21 protein-coding genes are annotated in these 16,009 nt (G+C 67.4%); 7 read left to right on the top strand and 14 right to left on the bottom strand.

All coding sequences use genetic code 11. From position 1 onward, the window contains the following. Window positions 1-5: 5 nt before the first annotated feature. The 7 genes from I1E95_RS12810 to I1E95_RS12780 form a co-directional block, all read right to left on the bottom strand. Window positions 6-743 (bottom strand): J domain-containing protein, encoded by a 738-nt coding sequence (locus I1E95_RS12810; protein WP_197162814.1) that lies wholly within the window; start codon window positions 741-743, stop codon window positions 6-8. 2 nt (window positions 744-745) lie between these two features. Further along, complete coding sequence (locus I1E95_RS12805) at window positions 746-955, bottom strand: hypothetical protein (RefSeq protein WP_197162812.1); 210 nt, start codon at window positions 953-955, stop codon at window positions 746-748. A gap of 82 nt (window positions 956-1,037) precedes the next feature. Further along, window positions 1,038-1,286, bottom strand: a complete 249-nt coding sequence (locus tag I1E95_RS12800; protein ID WP_197162811.1) for a hypothetical protein — start codon at window positions 1,284-1,286, stop codon at window positions 1,038-1,040. A gap of 188 nt (window positions 1,287-1,474) precedes the next feature. Then, window positions 1,475-2,200 carry a hypothetical protein gene (locus I1E95_RS12795; protein WP_197162809.1) on the bottom strand — a complete coding sequence of 242 codons (726 nt, stop codon included), beginning with the start codon at window positions 2,198-2,200 and terminating at the stop codon, window positions 1,475-1,477. Window positions 2,201-2,253: 53 nt separating this feature from the next. Beyond that, the gene (locus tag I1E95_RS12790; protein WP_006171879.1) at window positions 2,254-2,397 is read right to left on the bottom strand and encodes a chlorophyll a/b-binding protein; all 144 of its coding nucleotides are present in this window, start codon (window positions 2,395-2,397) and stop codon (window positions 2,254-2,256) included. 112 nt (window positions 2,398-2,509) lie between these two features. Further along, on the bottom strand, window positions 2,510-2,776 hold the full coding sequence (locus I1E95_RS12785) for a cell division protein SepF (protein ID WP_370594548.1): 267 nt from the start codon (window positions 2,774-2,776) through the stop codon (window positions 2,510-2,512). Between the two features lie 72 nt (window positions 2,777-2,848). Next, window positions 2,849-3,406, bottom strand: a complete 558-nt coding sequence (locus I1E95_RS12780; RefSeq protein WP_231594627.1) for a PAP/fibrillin family protein — start codon at window positions 3,404-3,406, stop codon at window positions 2,849-2,851. Between the two features lie 127 nt (window positions 3,407-3,533). Between I1E95_RS12780 and I1E95_RS12775 the strand changes: the two genes are divergently transcribed. Beyond that, the gene (locus I1E95_RS12775; protein ID WP_197162806.1) at window positions 3,534-3,869 is read left to right on the top strand and encodes an RNA-binding protein; all 336 of its coding nucleotides are present in this window, start codon (window positions 3,534-3,536) and stop codon (window positions 3,867-3,869) included. Between the two features lie 133 nt (window positions 3,870-4,002). Here the strand turns inward: I1E95_RS12775 and I1E95_RS12770 are convergent, their stop codons facing one another. Beyond that, window positions 4,003-4,377 (bottom strand): AbrB family transcriptional regulator, encoded by a 375-nt coding sequence (locus tag I1E95_RS12770; RefSeq protein WP_197167506.1) that lies wholly within the window; start codon window positions 4,375-4,377, stop codon window positions 4,003-4,005. Window positions 4,378-4,587: 210 nt separating this feature from the next. Continuing rightward, entirely contained in the window at window positions 4,588-6,054 is a 1,467-nt protein-coding gene (locus tag I1E95_RS12765) for an apolipoprotein N-acyltransferase (protein ID WP_197162804.1), read from the bottom strand. A gap of 35 nt (window positions 6,055-6,089) precedes the next feature. Here I1E95_RS12765 and I1E95_RS12760 point away from each other — a divergent pair, with 35 nt between their 5' ends. The 3 genes from I1E95_RS12760 to I1E95_RS12750 all read left to right on the top strand — a co-directional run bounded on the left by I1E95_RS12760 (window position 6,090) and on the right by I1E95_RS12750 (window position 7,970). Then, entirely contained in the window at window positions 6,090-6,431 is a 342-nt protein-coding gene (locus I1E95_RS12760; protein WP_197162802.1) for a phasin family protein, read from the top strand. 79 nt (window positions 6,432-6,510) lie between these two features. Beyond that, window positions 6,511-7,158, top strand: a complete 648-nt coding sequence (locus I1E95_RS12755; RefSeq protein WP_197162800.1) for an FKBP-type peptidyl-prolyl cis-trans isomerase — start codon at window positions 6,511-6,513, stop codon at window positions 7,156-7,158. Between the two features lie 212 nt (window positions 7,159-7,370). Continuing rightward, complete coding sequence (locus I1E95_RS12750) at window positions 7,371-7,970, top strand: superoxide dismutase (protein WP_197162798.1); 600 nt, start codon at window positions 7,371-7,373, stop codon at window positions 7,968-7,970. Between the two features lie 50 nt (window positions 7,971-8,020). On the opposite strand, the gene queA is transcribed toward I1E95_RS12750, so the two are convergent. From queA to lipB, 5 genes are all read right to left on the bottom strand, one after another. Further along, window positions 8,021-9,181 (bottom strand): tRNA preQ1(34) S-adenosylmethionine ribosyltransferase-isomerase QueA, encoded by a 1,161-nt coding sequence (gene queA / locus I1E95_RS12745; protein ID WP_197167505.1) that lies wholly within the window; start codon window positions 9,179-9,181, stop codon window positions 8,021-8,023. A 42-nt stretch (window positions 9,182-9,223) separates the two neighbouring features. Further along, the gene (locus I1E95_RS12740) at window positions 9,224-10,582 is read right to left on the bottom strand and encodes a dihydrolipoamide acetyltransferase family protein (protein WP_197162797.1); all 1,359 of its coding nucleotides are present in this window, start codon (window positions 10,580-10,582) and stop codon (window positions 9,224-9,226) included. 68 nt (window positions 10,583-10,650) lie between these two features. Next, window positions 10,651-11,094: a YlqD family protein gene (locus I1E95_RS12735; RefSeq protein WP_197162795.1), complete on the bottom strand. Its 444-nt coding sequence runs from the start codon at window positions 11,092-11,094 to the stop codon at window positions 10,651-10,653. 69 nt (window positions 11,095-11,163) lie between these two features. Beyond that, complete coding sequence (locus tag I1E95_RS12730) at window positions 11,164-13,125, bottom strand: AMP-binding protein (protein WP_197162793.1); 1,962 nt, start codon at window positions 13,123-13,125, stop codon at window positions 11,164-11,166. Window positions 13,126-13,155: 30 nt separating this feature from the next. After that, entirely contained in the window at window positions 13,156-13,833 is a 678-nt protein-coding gene (gene lipB / locus I1E95_RS12725; protein ID WP_197162791.1) for a lipoyl(octanoyl) transferase LipB, read from the bottom strand. 53 nt (window positions 13,834-13,886) lie between these two features. On the opposite strand from lipB, the gene hpf reads away from it, so the two are divergent. From hpf to recO, 3 genes are read left to right on the top strand one after another with little or no spacing between them, the layout of a single operon-like run. Continuing rightward, the gene (gene hpf / locus I1E95_RS12720; RefSeq protein WP_197162789.1) at window positions 13,887-14,474 is read left to right on the top strand and encodes a ribosome hibernation-promoting factor, HPF/YfiA family; all 588 of its coding nucleotides are present in this window, start codon (window positions 13,887-13,889) and stop codon (window positions 14,472-14,474) included. Window positions 14,475-14,498: 24 nt separating this feature from the next. Then, window positions 14,499-15,182 (top strand): deoxyribose-phosphate aldolase, encoded by a 684-nt coding sequence (deoC, locus tag I1E95_RS12715; RefSeq protein ID WP_197162787.1) that lies wholly within the window; start codon window positions 14,499-14,501, stop codon window positions 15,180-15,182. Continuing rightward, on the top strand, window positions 15,179-16,009 hold the full coding sequence (gene recO, locus I1E95_RS12710; RefSeq protein WP_370594592.1) for a DNA repair protein RecO: 831 nt from the start codon (window positions 15,179-15,181) through the stop codon (window positions 16,007-16,009). The genes deoC and recO overlap by 4 nt, the downstream gene beginning before the upstream one ends.

Genomic DNA, 16,009 nt, shown 5'->3' with positions numbered 1-16,009 from the left:
CGGTCTCAGGCCATCAGCAGCTGGTAGGCGGCATGAATGCGGCGGAAGTCGTCCACAGCTCCACCCTGGTCGGGATGGTGGGTCTTCACCAGGCGGCGGTGCGCCCGCTTGATGGCCTCGCGCGAGGCACCCCAGCGCAGACCGAGGAGAGCGAAGGCGGCGGCCCGCTCTGGATCGGAGCTGTCCTCGGCCGGGGCCGGGCGGGTGGACTGCTCCAGGGCGGCGATCCGCTCCAGCAGGTCGTCGACCACACGCCAGGGCGACTCCGAGAGCCACTCGGGGGCCCGGACCCCATGGATGGCAAAGGCAACCCGAACCGCCAGGCGAGCCTTGGTCTGGGGTCCACGCAGAGCCTGTCTCAGGGAGCGACCGAGGCCTGGCAGGCAGCGATCAAGCTCCTCCTCCAGCTGGGCGCGCGGATCGCTCCACTGGGCGCGCTGGTGCTCCAGCAGGCCGCGCAGACCGCTGAAGACCAGCGTCTCGCCCACCCGCGCCGAGGCTCCCACTCGCAGTTCACGCCAGCGGGGATGGCGAGCGAGCGCCTCAGCCCAGACCTGCACCCGCTCGGCACTGACATCCCCCCTGAAGGCCGGACCCGGGGACTGCTGGTGGAACAACTGCTGGCGCAGAAGAGCCACTTCCCTGCGCAGGGCTTCGTTCTCGGCGAGCAGCGCGTCGATGTTGGCGGTGACCTGGGCTCCCCGGGCCGGCGCACGGGCCCAGCTGCGCGGATCGAACCCCATCCTCAATCAACCCGAAGCGCGGCAGCGGCCAGCTGCAGCAGAGCCAGATGATCAATCCTGTCGGTGGCGTCGAGGGAGATCTGGTCGGGCCCGCTGCGAGCGGGCTGTTCGGGATGGAGGGTCACGTAGGCGCGCACAGTCTCACCATGGACAGGAGCGTGGATGCCGATCATGGCCACGAGGCCCACGGCCAGGGGATCCTCCAGGACCATGGCTCAGCCAGGGCTCAGCTGAGGATGGGGCCGTGAACTGGCACAGGGAAGGCGATGCTCGGGTGGATCGATCCGGACCGGATCAGAAAACCTGATGTCGCCGCACCTGGACTCGCTGCTCGACCGTGAACTCCTTGTTGTGCAGATCCATGCCTCGCACGGCGGCCACCTCGCCTTGAATGCCCTGGGCAGTCAGCTGTTCCACCAGCTGCTTCATCAGTTCGTCCTCCACCTTGTTCTGATCGAAACCGCTGGGGGTGAGATCGGCAAGAAAGCGACCGATACGCGAGGCCACCACCGAAGAAGAGTTCGCGATCTTGATCACAATCATCACCAGAAAGGCGTCAGACGAAGTGACTCTATCGTAGTTCTGCCTGCATACGGGTTGACGATTGCAGCCGCGTGAATGCGATCAACGCAGCCTCAGGGATCACCGCCACAAGACTCCCAGATGTTGAGACTTCGGCATGTACTGCACCAGTTCGGGCATCTCGGCACCAGTCACTCGTCCGAAATTCTTCAGCCGTAGGTGGAGATCGTCGAGAGGCGCTGGAAGGATGGATCCGCCATGCCATCCACCCGGAAGGAGGACCAGGTGGCGCTGGCCGCCGGAACTTCAGACTGCCGGGGGAATTCGATGCGGCGGCGCTGGTAGGTGAGCCCGACGCAGCTGAGATCCTCGTCATCGGCCATCAACGACCAGAGAAGACGTAGATCGCCGCGGTCGTAGGACCACGCCTGGGAGATCGGTAAAGCCTCAGCCAGCCGGCCTGGGCCGAAACGCACCGAACAGGCTCTCTCGGAAGCCAGGTAATGACCGTCCTCGGTTGGATAGAACCAGCAGGTTTCGTTGGTCAGCTGCTTCAGGGGAACAGCATCGAGCCACTGGCAACGCAGTGGTGACTCGTACGCGGAATCAACGTCGCCGTACTCCAGAAGATGAACCTGCAGCCAGAGGCGGGAGACATCGAAACAGGGAATGAGGGCATCACAGAGGAGATGCTCCCGGGTCGAACCGGGGGCGGATCCCTCGGCGAAGGGGTCCTCGCAGGAGGTCGTGGCCCGACCCTCCTGGACCAGCTCATCAAGAGTGCCGCTCCAGCCGGCAGGGCAGCGCAGGATCCGCAGCGTCCTGGCTTCACTGAGGGCACTCTGATGATCAGCAATCACCTGCCGCCAGGCGATGGACTCCTCCCCTGGCTGGGGAGGAGCAAGCCTGAAGGTGAATGTCAGAGTGGATGTCATGGCCGGGAATGAACCAGTCATGACGGGTGACCTGTCGCTGGTGACGACGACGATCAGCCCAGTCCGATCTGGCTGAGGATGCCCTGGCCGGTGAGGAGCTCTGTGGCCAGACCGATCACGAAGCCAAGCATGGCCAGGCGGCCGTTCCAGGTTTCAGCGAAGGCAACGAAACCGAAGCGGGTGGTGGAGTCAGTCATGGGTGCAGAGCGAAGTGCTTTGCGAAGCGTAACACGAATCTTTGAGCATTGTTAAGAGCTGGTCCTGGGCAGGCCGGTCCGTGCTGCCGATCCATTGGTCTTAGGCCTGCAGCTAGGGCTCAGACTCAGCGCTGCTGCCCGGGTCCCGGCTCACCTCCACCCCGAACGGGGCGAAGAGAAAGACCATCTCGCCGAGCCGCTCCTGGTGCCCATCGAGGGCGAACACCCCACCAGAGACAAAATCCGCCGAGCGCTGCGCCTCTTCCGGAGGCATCGAGCCGAAGTTGAGCACCACCGTCTTGCGCTCGCGTACAGCCTGAACCGCCTGCAGCACGTCCTCGAAGCGGTGCGGCTCCATCAGAACGACCTCGGGAGGCAAGTCGGAAAACCGATCCATGCCAACACGGTGCCATGGGCAGCTGAGCGGCGCCAACCGCTGCACCCGCTCGGGTCAGGGCTGTGGCACAGGTTCGGCCAGGGCGAGCAGGTCGTCCCCATGCAGATCCTCCCGGCGCCGCAGAGCGAAGACAGTCCCCGTCTGTCCCCGGCAGACCCGCAGCTCCTGATCCAGAACGGTGATGTCCAGCCAGGCCGGATAGCCCTGGGTCACCCGCCGCAGCAGGCGCATCTGCACCGACCCCAGGGTCGGGCCGATCCAGCCACCACGCTCGAAGCTCACCGAGACCCGCTGGGGACCCTGGACGGCGATCCGCGCCAGCACCGCGATGCCGCCCAGACCCGAGAAGGCGCCGGAGGGGCGCAGCAGGTTCATGGCCCGGCCACGGGCCGGAGCAAGAATCTGAAGATTCTCGATCCAGGGAGCCACCCTCAGGTACGGAGCCCGGCTGCTGCTCCAACGCAGCTCCCAGACCCCCGCCAGAGGCTCCGGCCGCTGCAGCAGATCAGCGGGGGACTCCCGCTCGAGCCGTTCGATCAGGGAGCGGATCCGCTGATCGCCGAGCGCGGCAGGGTTGCGCAACCCTTCGAGCAATTGGTCGCGGGGAGACATGGCGTCGAGGGAGTGGGTGGAGATCCTGGGGCCGGGTGCGTGTGTAGAGTGAACGTTGATTTTTCGATCACTGGTGAGAGCAACACTTCCAGCCGTCGACGGATCGGTTCAAGTTATTTAAAGTTACATGACAATCTACGTAGGCAACCTCTCGTTCGATGCCGAGCAAGAGGATCTCCGTGACCTTTTCAGTCAGTACGGAGAAGTGCGCCAGTGCAGCCTGCCCCTTGACCGGGAAACTGGACGCAAGCGTGGTTTCGCATTTGTGGAACTCGCGAACGATGCCGAAGAGCAGAAGGCCATCGACGATCTTCAGAACGTCGAATGGATGAACCGGATGATCCGGGTCAACAAAGCCGAGCCCCGCGGTGGCGGTGGTGGTGGTGGCAATCGCGGCGGTGGCGGCGGCTACGGCGGCGGTGGCGGCTACGGCGGTGGCGGCGGTGGCCGCAGCCGCTACTGAGTCTCGGAAAGGGCTGCAGATCAGATTGTTCTGACTTTGGCTTGATGCTGAACCCCGCTCCGGCGGGGTTTTTTGTTGGGCGCCCAGGCCGTCAGGCCAGGCACCCAGCGGCTTCAGCCAGGCGTGGTGAAGATCACTCCTCCCCTTCGTCTTCGGCACCGACGGGCACCAAACGGATCTGCTTGCGGCCGATCTTCAGCTCGAACTCATCCCCGGGCTTGAGGTCGAGCAGAGCCGTGTAGGCCTTGCCCACCAGCAGATTGCCGTTGCCTTGAACCGTGGCGATGTAGCTGAGCTTGCGGCCACCTTTACCGGCCGCCTGTCCGCCACCGGTGGTGCCGAGGTTGACTCCCTTGGCCTCCAGCAGAGCTTCATAGAAGGCCGTGAAATTCAATCGTTCACTGCCGTCCTTCTTGGTACTGACATAGCCGGCAGCACGCACCAGCTCTGATTTGCTTACCTCACCAAGCTCCTTGACCTTGGCGAGCAGATCGGCACCTGTCAACATGGCATTCATTGAGAACATCACTGCCAACATACTGAATGGCGTGGGATGGTCGAGGTTGGAGGACAAAGGAACCTGACCTGACCAGTTCAGATCCGGCAAAGATCCTGCTGATCTCACACTCCCCGTCAGGACACCCTGATCCCGCTCAGGTGAGTCATGACCGCGAAGTTGCGGAATCCTCTCAGCACTGCTGAGCCCCATCCGATCGCTTCAGTGGGAACGGCTGAGTCGAGGACGCTGAAACCAGAACCAACTGGCGCCCCCCAGCAGGATCATCAGGATCAGGGGTCCTTCGCGCCAGATTTGATAGGTCGTGGACCGCTTCAGGCGCTCCAGTTGAAATATCCCCAGCTGCGCCCCCCCCGGTGGCAGGGCGGCGCGAACCACCCCTCGGCCGTCGATCACCAGGCTGGGTCCGGTGTTGGCGGTGCTCACCAACCAGCGCCCCACTTCGATGGCGCGCAGCTGGGCCAGAGCCGTGAACTGATCCCTCAACAGGGCTGGATAGGGATCGAGATTGGCGCTGGCCAGCAACCAGCCGGCCCCTTCTGAGCTGGCCTCGCGCAGGGCCTCGCCATTGGCCAGCTCGTAGCAGATCGCCACAGCCGGATTCGCTCCGCTGCGCCTCAGCAACCGCGAGGGCGGCCCTGGCTCCACACCCCCCACGGCAGAGAGTCCACCCCAGCGCCAGACCCGCGCCAGCGGAACCCATTCGCCCAGGGGCACCACCCGGGCCTTGTCAACCCAGCTGGAGGCCTCAGGCGCACCCGGCTCGAAGCGCAGGACACTGCTGCGCAACTCCTCCCCCTCCAGGCGGAAGCCTCCGCTGAGCACTTCCGCCCTGGCCTCGGGCATGGCCTGCCCCAGCACCAGGGTTCCTTCCGGAAGAAGCAAGGGCACCCCGAGGGCGGCCGCCTGCTCGCGGGCCCTGGCGATCTGCAGCAGCAGCTCCCGCTGGCGCCCGGGTTCGAACTTCTCCCGGGTCGGCAGTGCCGGCTGCAGCACCAGCACCCGGAAGGGCTCCCCACGCTCTGCCCGATCAGCCCGCAACTGACTCCAGCCGAGGCCATGGCTGAACAGCAGCAGAGCGGCCAGACCGAGCCCCCAGCCGCGCCGGCTGGCCGCAGGCGCCACCAGGGTGCGCCAGCAGAACCAGCCGATCCACAGTTGAACGGCAGCCACCAGGCCGGATCCCCCCACAGCCGCCAGGCCGGCCAGGGGCCGGTCGGCGGGCAGGGGGGACGCTCCCAGCCCGATCCAGAACAGGGGACCCTGGGCCAGCAGCACTTCCGCCAGTCCCCATAGGCCTGAAGCCAGAACCGCCGTGGCCAGGCGGCGGGGCTCGAGGCGGCGCACGAGCCAGCCCCAGCACGCCACCAGCAGGCCCCCGGCCAGGCCGCAGGCCAGCCACAGCGCCAGGCAGATCGGCAGACTCAGAGGCCCTGGGACACCGATCCAGTCGAGGGGGTGCAGCCAGAGCAGCCAGCGGTGGCTGACCAGCACCGCGGCGGCCCCCCAGAGGGCGGCGGCCGCTGGGGATGAGCCCCAGAGGGGGACGAGGGCAAGCCAGAGCAGCGGGGGCAGACCCAGGGGTGCCAGAGAGAGACCCGCCAGGGCACCGGCGAGGGCGGTGATCACCCTCAGACGCCGGTCATCTCCCATGGCCTGCGCCGGCATGCAACGACATCATCGAGGGGTCAGCGCTTGCCGCCATGGACCGGGACAATCTGCTCCAGCAACTGATCCTGCGTGGACTGGGCACCAGTTCCCTGGTGGCCGACCGTCTGCGCAACGTCACCCAGGCCTGGGTGACGAGCGGCCGCCTGGATCCCGGCGAAGCCTCGGTGCTCGTCGACGACGTGATGCGCTCACTGCGGGGCGAGAACCCCGAACTCGAGAAGCAGGCCGAGCGCACCATGGAGCGCAACATCGATCATTTCCTTCAGGATCTGGGTCTGGCCCGCCAGCGGGAGGTGGATGAGCTGCGCGGCCGCATCGACCGACTGGAACAACTGCTGCGCAATCGGCGGGAAGCGGCCGAGGTGCCTGACTGACCGGGCCCGTGGGCCCTCAACCCCGTCGCTGGCAGAATCCCGGAGAGCTCTGTACGGCCCCGCCGCGATCCCACGACCCATGCGTGACATCCTGATCAGCACCGGCGTCTGCGTCGCCTGCCTGCTGCTGGCTCTGGCCAGTCAGCTGATTTCACCCAGCACGGTGGAGGCCAGCGGCGACGGGGCCCTCGCGCCGTCCGCCATCAGCACGGCCAGCCAGCGGGCCGCTGCCACCCCCGGCAGCCGGATCGAGCTGGACCCCGACGATCCGAATCCTTCGCTCTTCACCATGGCCTCCGACAACCCCGTTGATCCAGGCGCCCTTGCCGATGCGTCCGTTGCCCAGTCCGGAGCTGCCGGGCTTGGAGGCGAACTGGTGGCCGCCAAGGAGGTGGTCACTCCCAGTGGACTGCGTATCACCGACCTGGTGGTGGGGGAAGGAGCCGAGGCCGTGAGCGGCCAGTCGGTTCAGGTCAACTACCGCGGCACCCTTGCCAGCGGCAAGGAATTCGACAGCAGCTATGGCCGTGGTCCTTTCTCCTTCCCCCTCGGAGCCGGTCGTGTGATCAAGGGCTGGGATGAGGGGGTGGCCGGCATGAAGGTGGGTGGCAAGCGCAAGCTGGTGATTCCTCCCGATCTGGCCTATGGCGAACGGGGTGCCGGTGGCATCATCCCCCCGAACGCCACCCTCACGTTCGAGGTGGAACTGCTGGGGGTCGGGGGCTGAGCCCCGTCCCGCGGCTCTGGGCCTGGGCGTCCCTCGTTAGGATGGTGTCCCCGGTGGAACGCCGGTCAAGCAGTTCACGGTCACAGTGGTGACAGACCTGGCTCGCCTTTTCTCGACATGCCGCCGGGATACAGCCTGTGGCCCGTGCCATCCCGCTTGAATCGGCGGTCCCCCATGGGTTCCGCCCATCACCACCCTTCGTTGCACAGTTCATGGCTCACACGCTGCCCGCTCTCCCTTACGACATCAACGCGCTCGAGCCCCATATCTCTCAGACCACCCTTGAGTTTCACCACGGCAAGCACCACGCCGCGTACGTCGCCAACCTCAACAAACTTCTGGAGGGCACCGATCTCGATGGGAAGAGCCTTGAGGATGTGATCACCAGCGTGGCGGGCGATGCCTCCAAGGCCGGCGTGTTCAACAACGCCGCCCAGGTGTGGAACCACAGCTTCTACTGGCAGTGCATGAAGCCCGGTGGCGGTGGCCAGCCCAGCGGTGCCCTTGCCGAGAAGATCAACGCCGATTTCGGCAGCTTCGAGGCCTTCGTGGAGCAGTTCAAGACTGCCGGGGCCACCCAGTTCGGCAGTGGCTGGGCCTGGCTGATCCTCGATGACGGCAAGCTGAAGATCACCAAGACCGCCAACGCGGATCTGCCCCTCGCCCACGGTCAGAAGGCTCTGCTGACCATGGATGTGTGGGAGCACGCCTATTACCTCGATTACCAGAACAAGCGACCCGATTACATCACCACCTTCCTGGAGAAGCTGGTGAACTGGGACTTCGTCGCCGCCAACCTGGCCACAGCCTGATCCTCTCCGGTCCTTCTGGGGCCATCCCTCCAAGCCAGGCGGCCGCCCCCTCAGGGGCGCGCCGCCTCCAGCACTGCCTCTGGCGGGATCCACATGGCATCGCCGTAGGAAAAGAAGCGATACCCCTGGTTCTTGGCTTCCTCGTAGAGCGCCAGCAGGCGCACCCGACCGATCAGGGCACTCACCAGCAGCAGCAGCGAACTGCGGGGCAGGTGGAAATTGGTGAGCAGTCCCTGCACCACCTGAAAGCGGAACCCCGGCTGGATCACCAGGTTCACGGGTCCACGGAAGGGCACCAGGCAGCCGCCATGCAGCGCCGCCACCCCTTCCAGGCTGCGGACACTGGTCGTGCCGATCGCGATCACCCTCCCGCCCCGCAGTCGACAGGCGACCACTGCATTCACCAGGTCCTGACTGATCTCCACCCACTCGCTGTGAAGATCCAGACTGGAGAGGTCCTCCTCCTCCAGGGGCCGGAACGTGCCGATGCCCACGTGCAGCGTGGCGGTGGCGATGGCCACGCCCCGGGCGCGGATCGCCTTCAGCAGGTCATCGCTCAGATGCAGGCCCGCCGTCGGGGCCGCCACCGCTCCGGGCCTGGCGGCATAGCGGGTCTGGTAGCGGCTCTCCTGCTCAGGATCCGGATGCCGGATGTAGGGGGGCAGTGGCATCGCTCCATAGCGTTGCAACAGGGCCTCGATCGAGGCTGCATCGATGCAGCCGGGTGGGAAACGGATCACCCGCCCGCCGCTGGCCTCATCGAGGGCCACCACCTCCAGGGGCACTGGCGGCTGGCCGGTGGCGTGGAGCTGAAGCACCTCGCCGGGCCGCACCCGCTTCCCCGGACGCACCAGACAGAGCCAGCAGCTGTCACTCGACGCCACCGCCGCGTCCCGGGGGGCGGTGCTGTCAAAAGGCTGCAGGACGAGCAACTCGACGGCCCCACCGCTGGCGCGGCGGGCCTGAAGCCGTGCCTTGAGCACCCGGGTGTCGTTGACCACGAGCAGATCCTCCGGGCGCAGGTCCTCCTGCAGATCCCAGACGCTGAGATGCCTGACCTGTTCTGGGCCTGAGCCGGCAACCTGACCCGCTGGTCCCAGGGCCAGCAGGCGGGCGCTGTGGCGCGGCTCGGCAGGCGTCTGGGCGATGAAGGACGTCGGCAGGACGTAGTCGTAGCTGGAGAGCCTCAGATCGGCTGACGGGTCGCTCAGGGGTGCAGGGCCCGCAGGGGCCGAGGAAACGACAGGACGAACTCAGAGGGCCAGGCTTTCGGGAGCCGTCTCGATCAGCTGGGCCAGGTCCTTGAGGAAAGCAGCGGCATGGGTGCCGTAGATGACGCGGTGATCGGCCGTGAGGTTCACCTGCATCTGGCGCCTGACGGCGATCGAACCGTCCTTGCCGGCCACCACGGCGGGCCGGGAGGCCGCCACCGCCAGGATCGCTCCTGTACCTGGAGGCAGGATCGCATCGAAACGGTCGACACCGAACATGCCCAGGTTGGAGAGGGTGAAGGTGCCGGTGCTGTACTCCTCGGGCTTCAGCTGCTTGGAACGGGAACGGGCCACGAGATCGGCCCAGGAGCGCGAGAGGCTGTAGAGATCGGTGCGGTCGGCCGCGGCCAGCACCGGCGTGATCAGACCACCGTCATCCATGGCCACCGCCACCGCCACATTGATGGCGGGGGGATAGACCATGCCGGCTTCGCTGAAGGACGCATTGACCTGGGGGTGGCGGGCCAGCACCACCCCCACTGCCTTGGCGAGCAGGGCTGTCATGGTGACGCCCTTGCTCTTCACCGACTTGGCGAACGCATCGAGCCGGTCCGTGGTGATCGTGTAGCCCACGTGGAAGCAGGGCACTGCCAGGCTGGCCAGCATGTTGCGGTTGACGGCCGCCTGCAGGGTGTTGAAGGCCACCGTGTCGCCGGGGTTGCCGAAGGCCTGACCGACGGGGGCCGTCGCCGACGAGCCATTGGCCGATGCGACGGCGGCAGGCGCTGCCGCGACTGCGGGGGCCGTGCCCTCCGCCACGCGGGGCAGGCTGGCGGCCTGACCGGCCGCCCGCTCCACGTCTTCAGCCTGGATACGGCCATGGGGGCCACTGCCCCGCAGGCTTTCAAGAGCGACTCCGAGCTGACTGGCGAGCTTGCGCGCTCGTGGAGTGGCCACCAGCCGCCCACCGGCGGCCACGACGGCTGCGGGTGCAGGCGCGGCCGCCGCCACTGGAGCCGGTGCAGGCACAGGAGCCGCAGCTGGAGCTGCCGGTGCGGGGACAGCGGCCGCCACAGGCGCAGGGGGCTCGGCCGATGCAACCGGGGCAGCTGCCGCAGGGGCAGCCGGAGCCGAAGCCTGGACCGCCGCGATCTCCGCCTCGGTTTCAACGATGAGGCCAATGGTTTCACCCACCGGGGCCGTGCCGCCGGAAGGAAGCAGCACTGAGGCGAGGAAGCCCTCCTGGAAGGCTTCCACGTCCATATCGGCCTTGTCGGACTCCACCACCAGAACCGACTCGCCCCTCTCGACGCGATCGCCGGGCTTCTTCAGCCACTCCACGATCTTGCCCTCCGTCATCGTGGAGCTCAGGGCGGGCATGAAGATTTCGTGGGTCGCCAAAGTCCTGATCCCAATGCAGGCTGCGTGGGGATTTTACGTGCGACCCCTCCAGGCCCCCATCCAGGAGGTCAGCCCCCCTCGATCGCCTCCACCACGCCGTCGCGCACCAGAACGGCCACCTGCAGTTTCTCCACCAGGTTGTCGCCCAACTTGATCTTGCAGGTGCCCTCGATCTGGCCCTGGTCAACGATCTGATCGAACTCGAGATCACGCACCTGACGCTGCTGTTCGATCAGAGTGCGTTTCTGCTCCTCGAATTCGGCCCGCTTGGCCGCCACCTGCTGCTGAACGGAGGCCACCTGCTCCTGCACGCGGGGATCGAGAGGGTTGAGGCTCTGACGGCGGATCTCATCCACCAGCTGCTGACCCTCCTGCTCCAGCTGGGCCAGCTGCTGGTCGCTGTTGCTGACCGCGGCGCTCAGCTCCCGCTCGGCGTCCTCCTTCCAGCGGGGGGTGACCACGGCCCGCACCGTGATCGTGCGTTTGATCGTGAGCGTGTGGCCTTCAGTCATGGGAGGGAGATCGCAATGACCAGGCTCTCAGCCCGGCGTCCAGCGGTCAACCGAAGGCGCCGGGGGAGCTCAGGCCCGGTAGATCCCCTCGATCGCCGCAGCGTCACGCGCGGTGATGCGATCACGCCGCTGCTTGAGGGTCTGGGTGAGCAGTCCATTCTCGATCGAAAAGGGCTCCACCAGGGCCACTCCGGCCAGGCGTTCATCGGGCCGGGAACCCGGTCTGGCCGCCAGCAGCCGGTTGAATTCGCCGCTGAGGGCCTTGAGCAGGGCCCGGTCGGGGGCGTCGGGGCTGGCCCCGGGGACGGGCAGATCCCTGGCCCTGGCGAAGGCGGCGAGCGGGTCCTGGCGTGGCACCACCAGGGCGGCGAGCTGACGGCGGTCCTGGCCCACCAGCATCACCTGCTCCACCAGCGGATGGGCCACCAGGGCTTCCTCCAGGGGTCCCGGTTCGATGTTCTCGCCACTGCTGAGCACGATCGTGTCCTTGGCCCGGCCGGTGAGCACCAGGGTTCCATCCGGCAGAAGCTGACCCAGATCGCCCGTGTCGAACCAGCCGGCCCCATCCAGGACTGCAGCGGTGGCCTCGGGCTTGCCGAAGTAACCGGCCATCACCTGGGGCCCCCTGGCCAGCACACGGCCCCGCTGCCGCCAGCCCAGCAGAGCCCCGCTCTCGGCATCGACGATGCGCAGTTCCGTTTCCGGCAGGGGCTGCCCCGCGCTGCCGCGTCGGTTTCGCCAGGGGCGGCGGCAGGCCAGCACCGGGCTGGTTTCGGTGAGGCCGTAGCCCACCAGCAGCTCGATGCCGATCGCCTCGAAGAAGCCATCCACATGCAGGGCCAGGGCTCCGCCGCCGCTGATGGCCGTTCGCAGGGCGCCTCCGGAGAGCTGCTGCCGCACCTTGGGCCAGAGCAGGGCGGAGGCCAAGGCGTGCCCCGGCCAGCTCAGCAGCCAGCCCAGGCCTGAGGCCAGCCGACCCGGCAGCGATTCGGGCTCCAGGGTGAGATCAAGGGCACGGCGGCGGGACTGGCCGTGCCAGCGGCTCAGCGTCAGGGCCTGACGGATCAGGCCCTGACGGGAGGGGGGCATGGCCTCGAGGGCATCCTCGAAGCCGGCCAGCAGGGCCTCCCACAGCCTCGGCACGCTGATCATGTACTGGGGCTTCACGCGCTGCAGATCGGAGCGCAGGTGTTTCAGGGTGGTGTAACTCTGGCGGCAGCCGCAGGAGAGCAGGAAGTATTCGGCGGTGCGCTCGTAGGCATGCCAGATCGGCAGCACGCTGAGCACGCGATCGGCCGGCCGGGGAGCGACCGCCACCCCGAGGGTGCGCAGCTGGTGCAGAAGATTCGCCTGAGTGAGGGGGACTCCCTTCGGACGGCCCGTGGTTCCGGAGGTGTAGAGCAGAGTGGCCAGACGGTGACCCCCGCTGCTCGGCAGAGACGGCACGGCGGCCTCCCGGCTGCGGCCAAGGGCCTCAAAGGCCTCCCAGTTGAGCTGTCTCGGCCGCGCTGACGAGGGGGTGCTGTCGTCTGTGGGAGCTCCATCCTCAAGCAGCACCACGAAGCGCAGCCGGCTCAGGGCACCGGGCTCAGCGGCCAGGCGCTCCAGCAGGGCCGCGGACTCCACCACCAGCCCGACGGCGCCGGAGTCGTCAAGGATGTAGCGAAGCTCCTCCAGGGGGGCGCTGCTGCCGCGCACGGCATCGGCCGCGCCGCAGCGCATGATCCCCTGATCCGCCACCAGCCAACGGGGGCTGTTTTCCGCAAAGAGAGCCACCACCTCCCCTTCCACCAGGCCAAGGCACGCGAAGGCGGCTGAGGCCCGCAGGATGCGGGCGTCCAGCTCGCGGTAGGTGAGCCGCTCCGGGGGATGGGCATGGGGAGCATCGAGGGCGATCGCCTCCCCATGGCGCTGGGCGAGGATCGGCCAGAGGCCCTCCAGTCCCTCCAGGCCAAGCCAGTCGTCCCGCTGGGCCAGGGCCTTCTCATCGAGCCGGTCTCCCGACCAGAGGATCGAGGCTTTGCCGTCCATGGTCGCGTCCGTGAGCGTGGCCCAGGCTTATCACCGCCAGGGGACTTCCGTGGGCTTCGGTGGCCGGAGCCCCAGGCCGAACCGCCGGGCCAGGGCCTGGCGCAGCAGGGTCTGAACCGTTGCGGTGGTCAGGTCCGGGCACCAGTCACTCAGGCGCGTCACCCCATGACCCTTCAGACCGCAGGGGACGATGGCGTCGAAGCCCTCCAGCCCACAGGTCACGTTGAGAGCCAGGCCGTGCTGACTGATCCAGCGGCGGGCACCCACGCCGATCGCCGCCACTTTGCGCCCCTCCAGCCAGACACCGGTCAGGCCCTCCAGCCGCTCTCCCCTGAGCCCGAGAACCGCCAGCACCTCCAGCACCGCCGCCTCCAGATCACGCAGGTAGAGGTGGAGATCTCCGCCGTGGCGCTGCAGGGCCAGCACCGGATAGGCGACCAGCTGGCCAGGGAGGTGGTGGGTGACCTCCCCGCCGCGGTCGATGCGGAACAGGGGAGCGGGGGGGTCGGCCGGATCGAAGCGCAGGAACCGCTCGCTGGCGCCGCGGCCCAGGGTGTAACAGGGGAGGTGCTGCAGCAGCAGCAGGGCTTCGGGAGCATCCGGGTCGCGCAGCAGCCGACCCTGCAGCTCCTGCTGCCAGGCCCAGGCCTGCTCAAAGGGCACGGGCAGGGCTGGTTCAACAAGGATTGCGTCGAGGGGCGGAATCATGCGCGAACGGCTTCCTACAGTCGGTTCAGAACGACAAGCGAGGGGACTGCTCGATGAAGCTGTTGATTCACGGCCGCAATCTCGATGTCACACCGGCGATCCGCGATTACACGGAAGCGAAGCTCGGCAGGGCCATCAATCACTACGAAGGCTTGGTCAAAGAAGCCGATGTTCATCTCTCCGTGGCACGCAACCCCAGGGTGGCGCAACAGACCGCTGAGGTCACGGTCTTTGCCAATGGTGTGGTGATCCGCGCCCAGGAACGCAGTGAGAACCTCTACGCCAGCATCGATATGGTGGCGAGCAAGCTGAGCCGCCAGCTGCGCCGCTACAAGGATCGCCTCAGTGATCATCACGGAGCCGGATCCCCAGCCGACCTCGACGACGATACAGAACAACCCAGCCTGGAGGGAGTTCTTCCCCATGATCTGATCGGCGACCGGGAACCGGCCCTGCCGGTCCCGGCCGTGCGGCGCAAGTACTTCTCGATGCCTGCCATGAGCCTGGATCAGGCCCTTCACCAGCTGGAGCTGATCGACCACGATTTCTATGTGTTCCGCGAGGAATCCAGCGGTGGGATCCAGGTGGTCTATCGCCGCAACCATGGTGGATTCGGTGTGATCCAGCCGAAGGAATCCTGATCAAACCCCAATTCCCCAGCCCCGGTGACGCGTGAAGCAAGGTTCAGGGGACCCCTGCCCGATCTGGCCCCCCTGATTGAGCATGCCCTTCTGGACCCCCACCGGGGCCTCGAGAGCGTGCATCAGATCTGTGATCAGGCACGGCACTACGGCTTTGCGGCGGTGTGCATCTCCTCCCGCTGGGTGGCAGCCGCCCGGGAACGACTCGGGGCTCCAGGGGCCGTGAAGCTGGTGGCTGTGGTGGCCTTCCCCTTCGGCGCGGTGCCGGCCTCGATCAAGCTGGCCGAGGCGGAGGCCGCCGCCAGTGCCGGCGCTGACGAACTCGATGTGGTGCCTGATTTCGGAGCCCTCAGCGATGGCGAGGGCAGCCTGATCTACCAGGAGCTGGGGGCGATCGTGGAGCTCGGCTTGCCGGTGAAGGTGATCCAGGAGGTGGGACGGTTGGATCCAGCCGCTCTGGAGCTGCTGGTGGAGGCCTCGATCGATGCGGGGGCCGCCTTTCTCAAGACCGGCAGCGGCTTCGGACCGCCCGTGACCCCAGAACAGGTGGCCCACCTGCGCGAGCTGGCCCGGGGGAGAGCGGGAATCAAGGCCTCCGGCGGCATCGCCGGGCTGGAGCAGGCCCTGGATCTGGTGGCCGCCGGTGCCACACGCCTGGGCACCAGCCGCGGCGTGACCCTGATCGAGGCCCTGCGCGCGCCCTCCTGATGCCCGAGGAATCGCTTGAGGGTCTCTCGCTGAAATGCGGCCCCCTGGGGGAGCATGACCGGCTGCTCACCCTGCTCAGCGAAGACGGCGGCCTCAGCCGCCTGGCGGTGCCGGGAGCCCGGCGCCCCCGCAGCAGCCTGGCGGCGGCGGTGCCCCTGTCCCAGCTGCGGCTCCAGATCGGCGGAGGCCGCGGCCTGCGGCGAGTGCGCCAGCTGCGGGTGATCCACAGCTTCGGCCAGCTGGGCCAGCGCCTGGAGACGCTCGCTGCCGCCCAGTCGCTGGCGGAGCTCTGCCTGCATCTGGTGCCCGACGGGGATGGGGTAGCCGGTGCCCTGGACGACCTGACCCTTCAGCTCCACCGCCTGGAGCAGGTGGTGTCCGAGCGCCAGGACAACCTTGAAGCACTGGCGATCGCCGTGCACGGACATGTGCACCTGCTGGCCCTGGGAGGCTATGGGCTGCCGCTGCAGAGCTGTGCCCGCACCGGCGAGCCTCTCGCCCCCCCCCTGGACAACCGCGACTGGCGCTGCAGCCTGCTGCCCAGTGAGGGCCTGGTGATCGGCGCTGTGGCCGGGGCGATGATGGTGCTGACCGCCTCCGAGCTGGCCCTGCTGCAACGGCTGCCGCGGCCCGGTCTCCCCCGCTGCCGCGACGGCACCCTGATGGGACCGGCCTGGGTCTGGCTGAGGCTGCTGGACCTGGTGCAGATGTGGTGCCTCCAGCACCTCGGCCGCCGGGGGAAAGCCCTGCGCCTGCTGCAGGGCTGCTTCAGCAGCGATGTTCAGGGGCGACAGGGCGCTGCGCCATCATTGCCGCCGAACGACTGA

Source organism: Synechococcus sp. CBW1107, from assembly GCF_015841355.1.
Taxonomy (GTDB): Bacteria; Cyanobacteriota; Cyanobacteriia; order PCC-6307; family Cyanobiaceae; genus Regnicoccus_A.
Note: the sequence above shows the minus strand (reverse complement) of the source record. Positions and strands in the feature narration are given on the sequence as shown.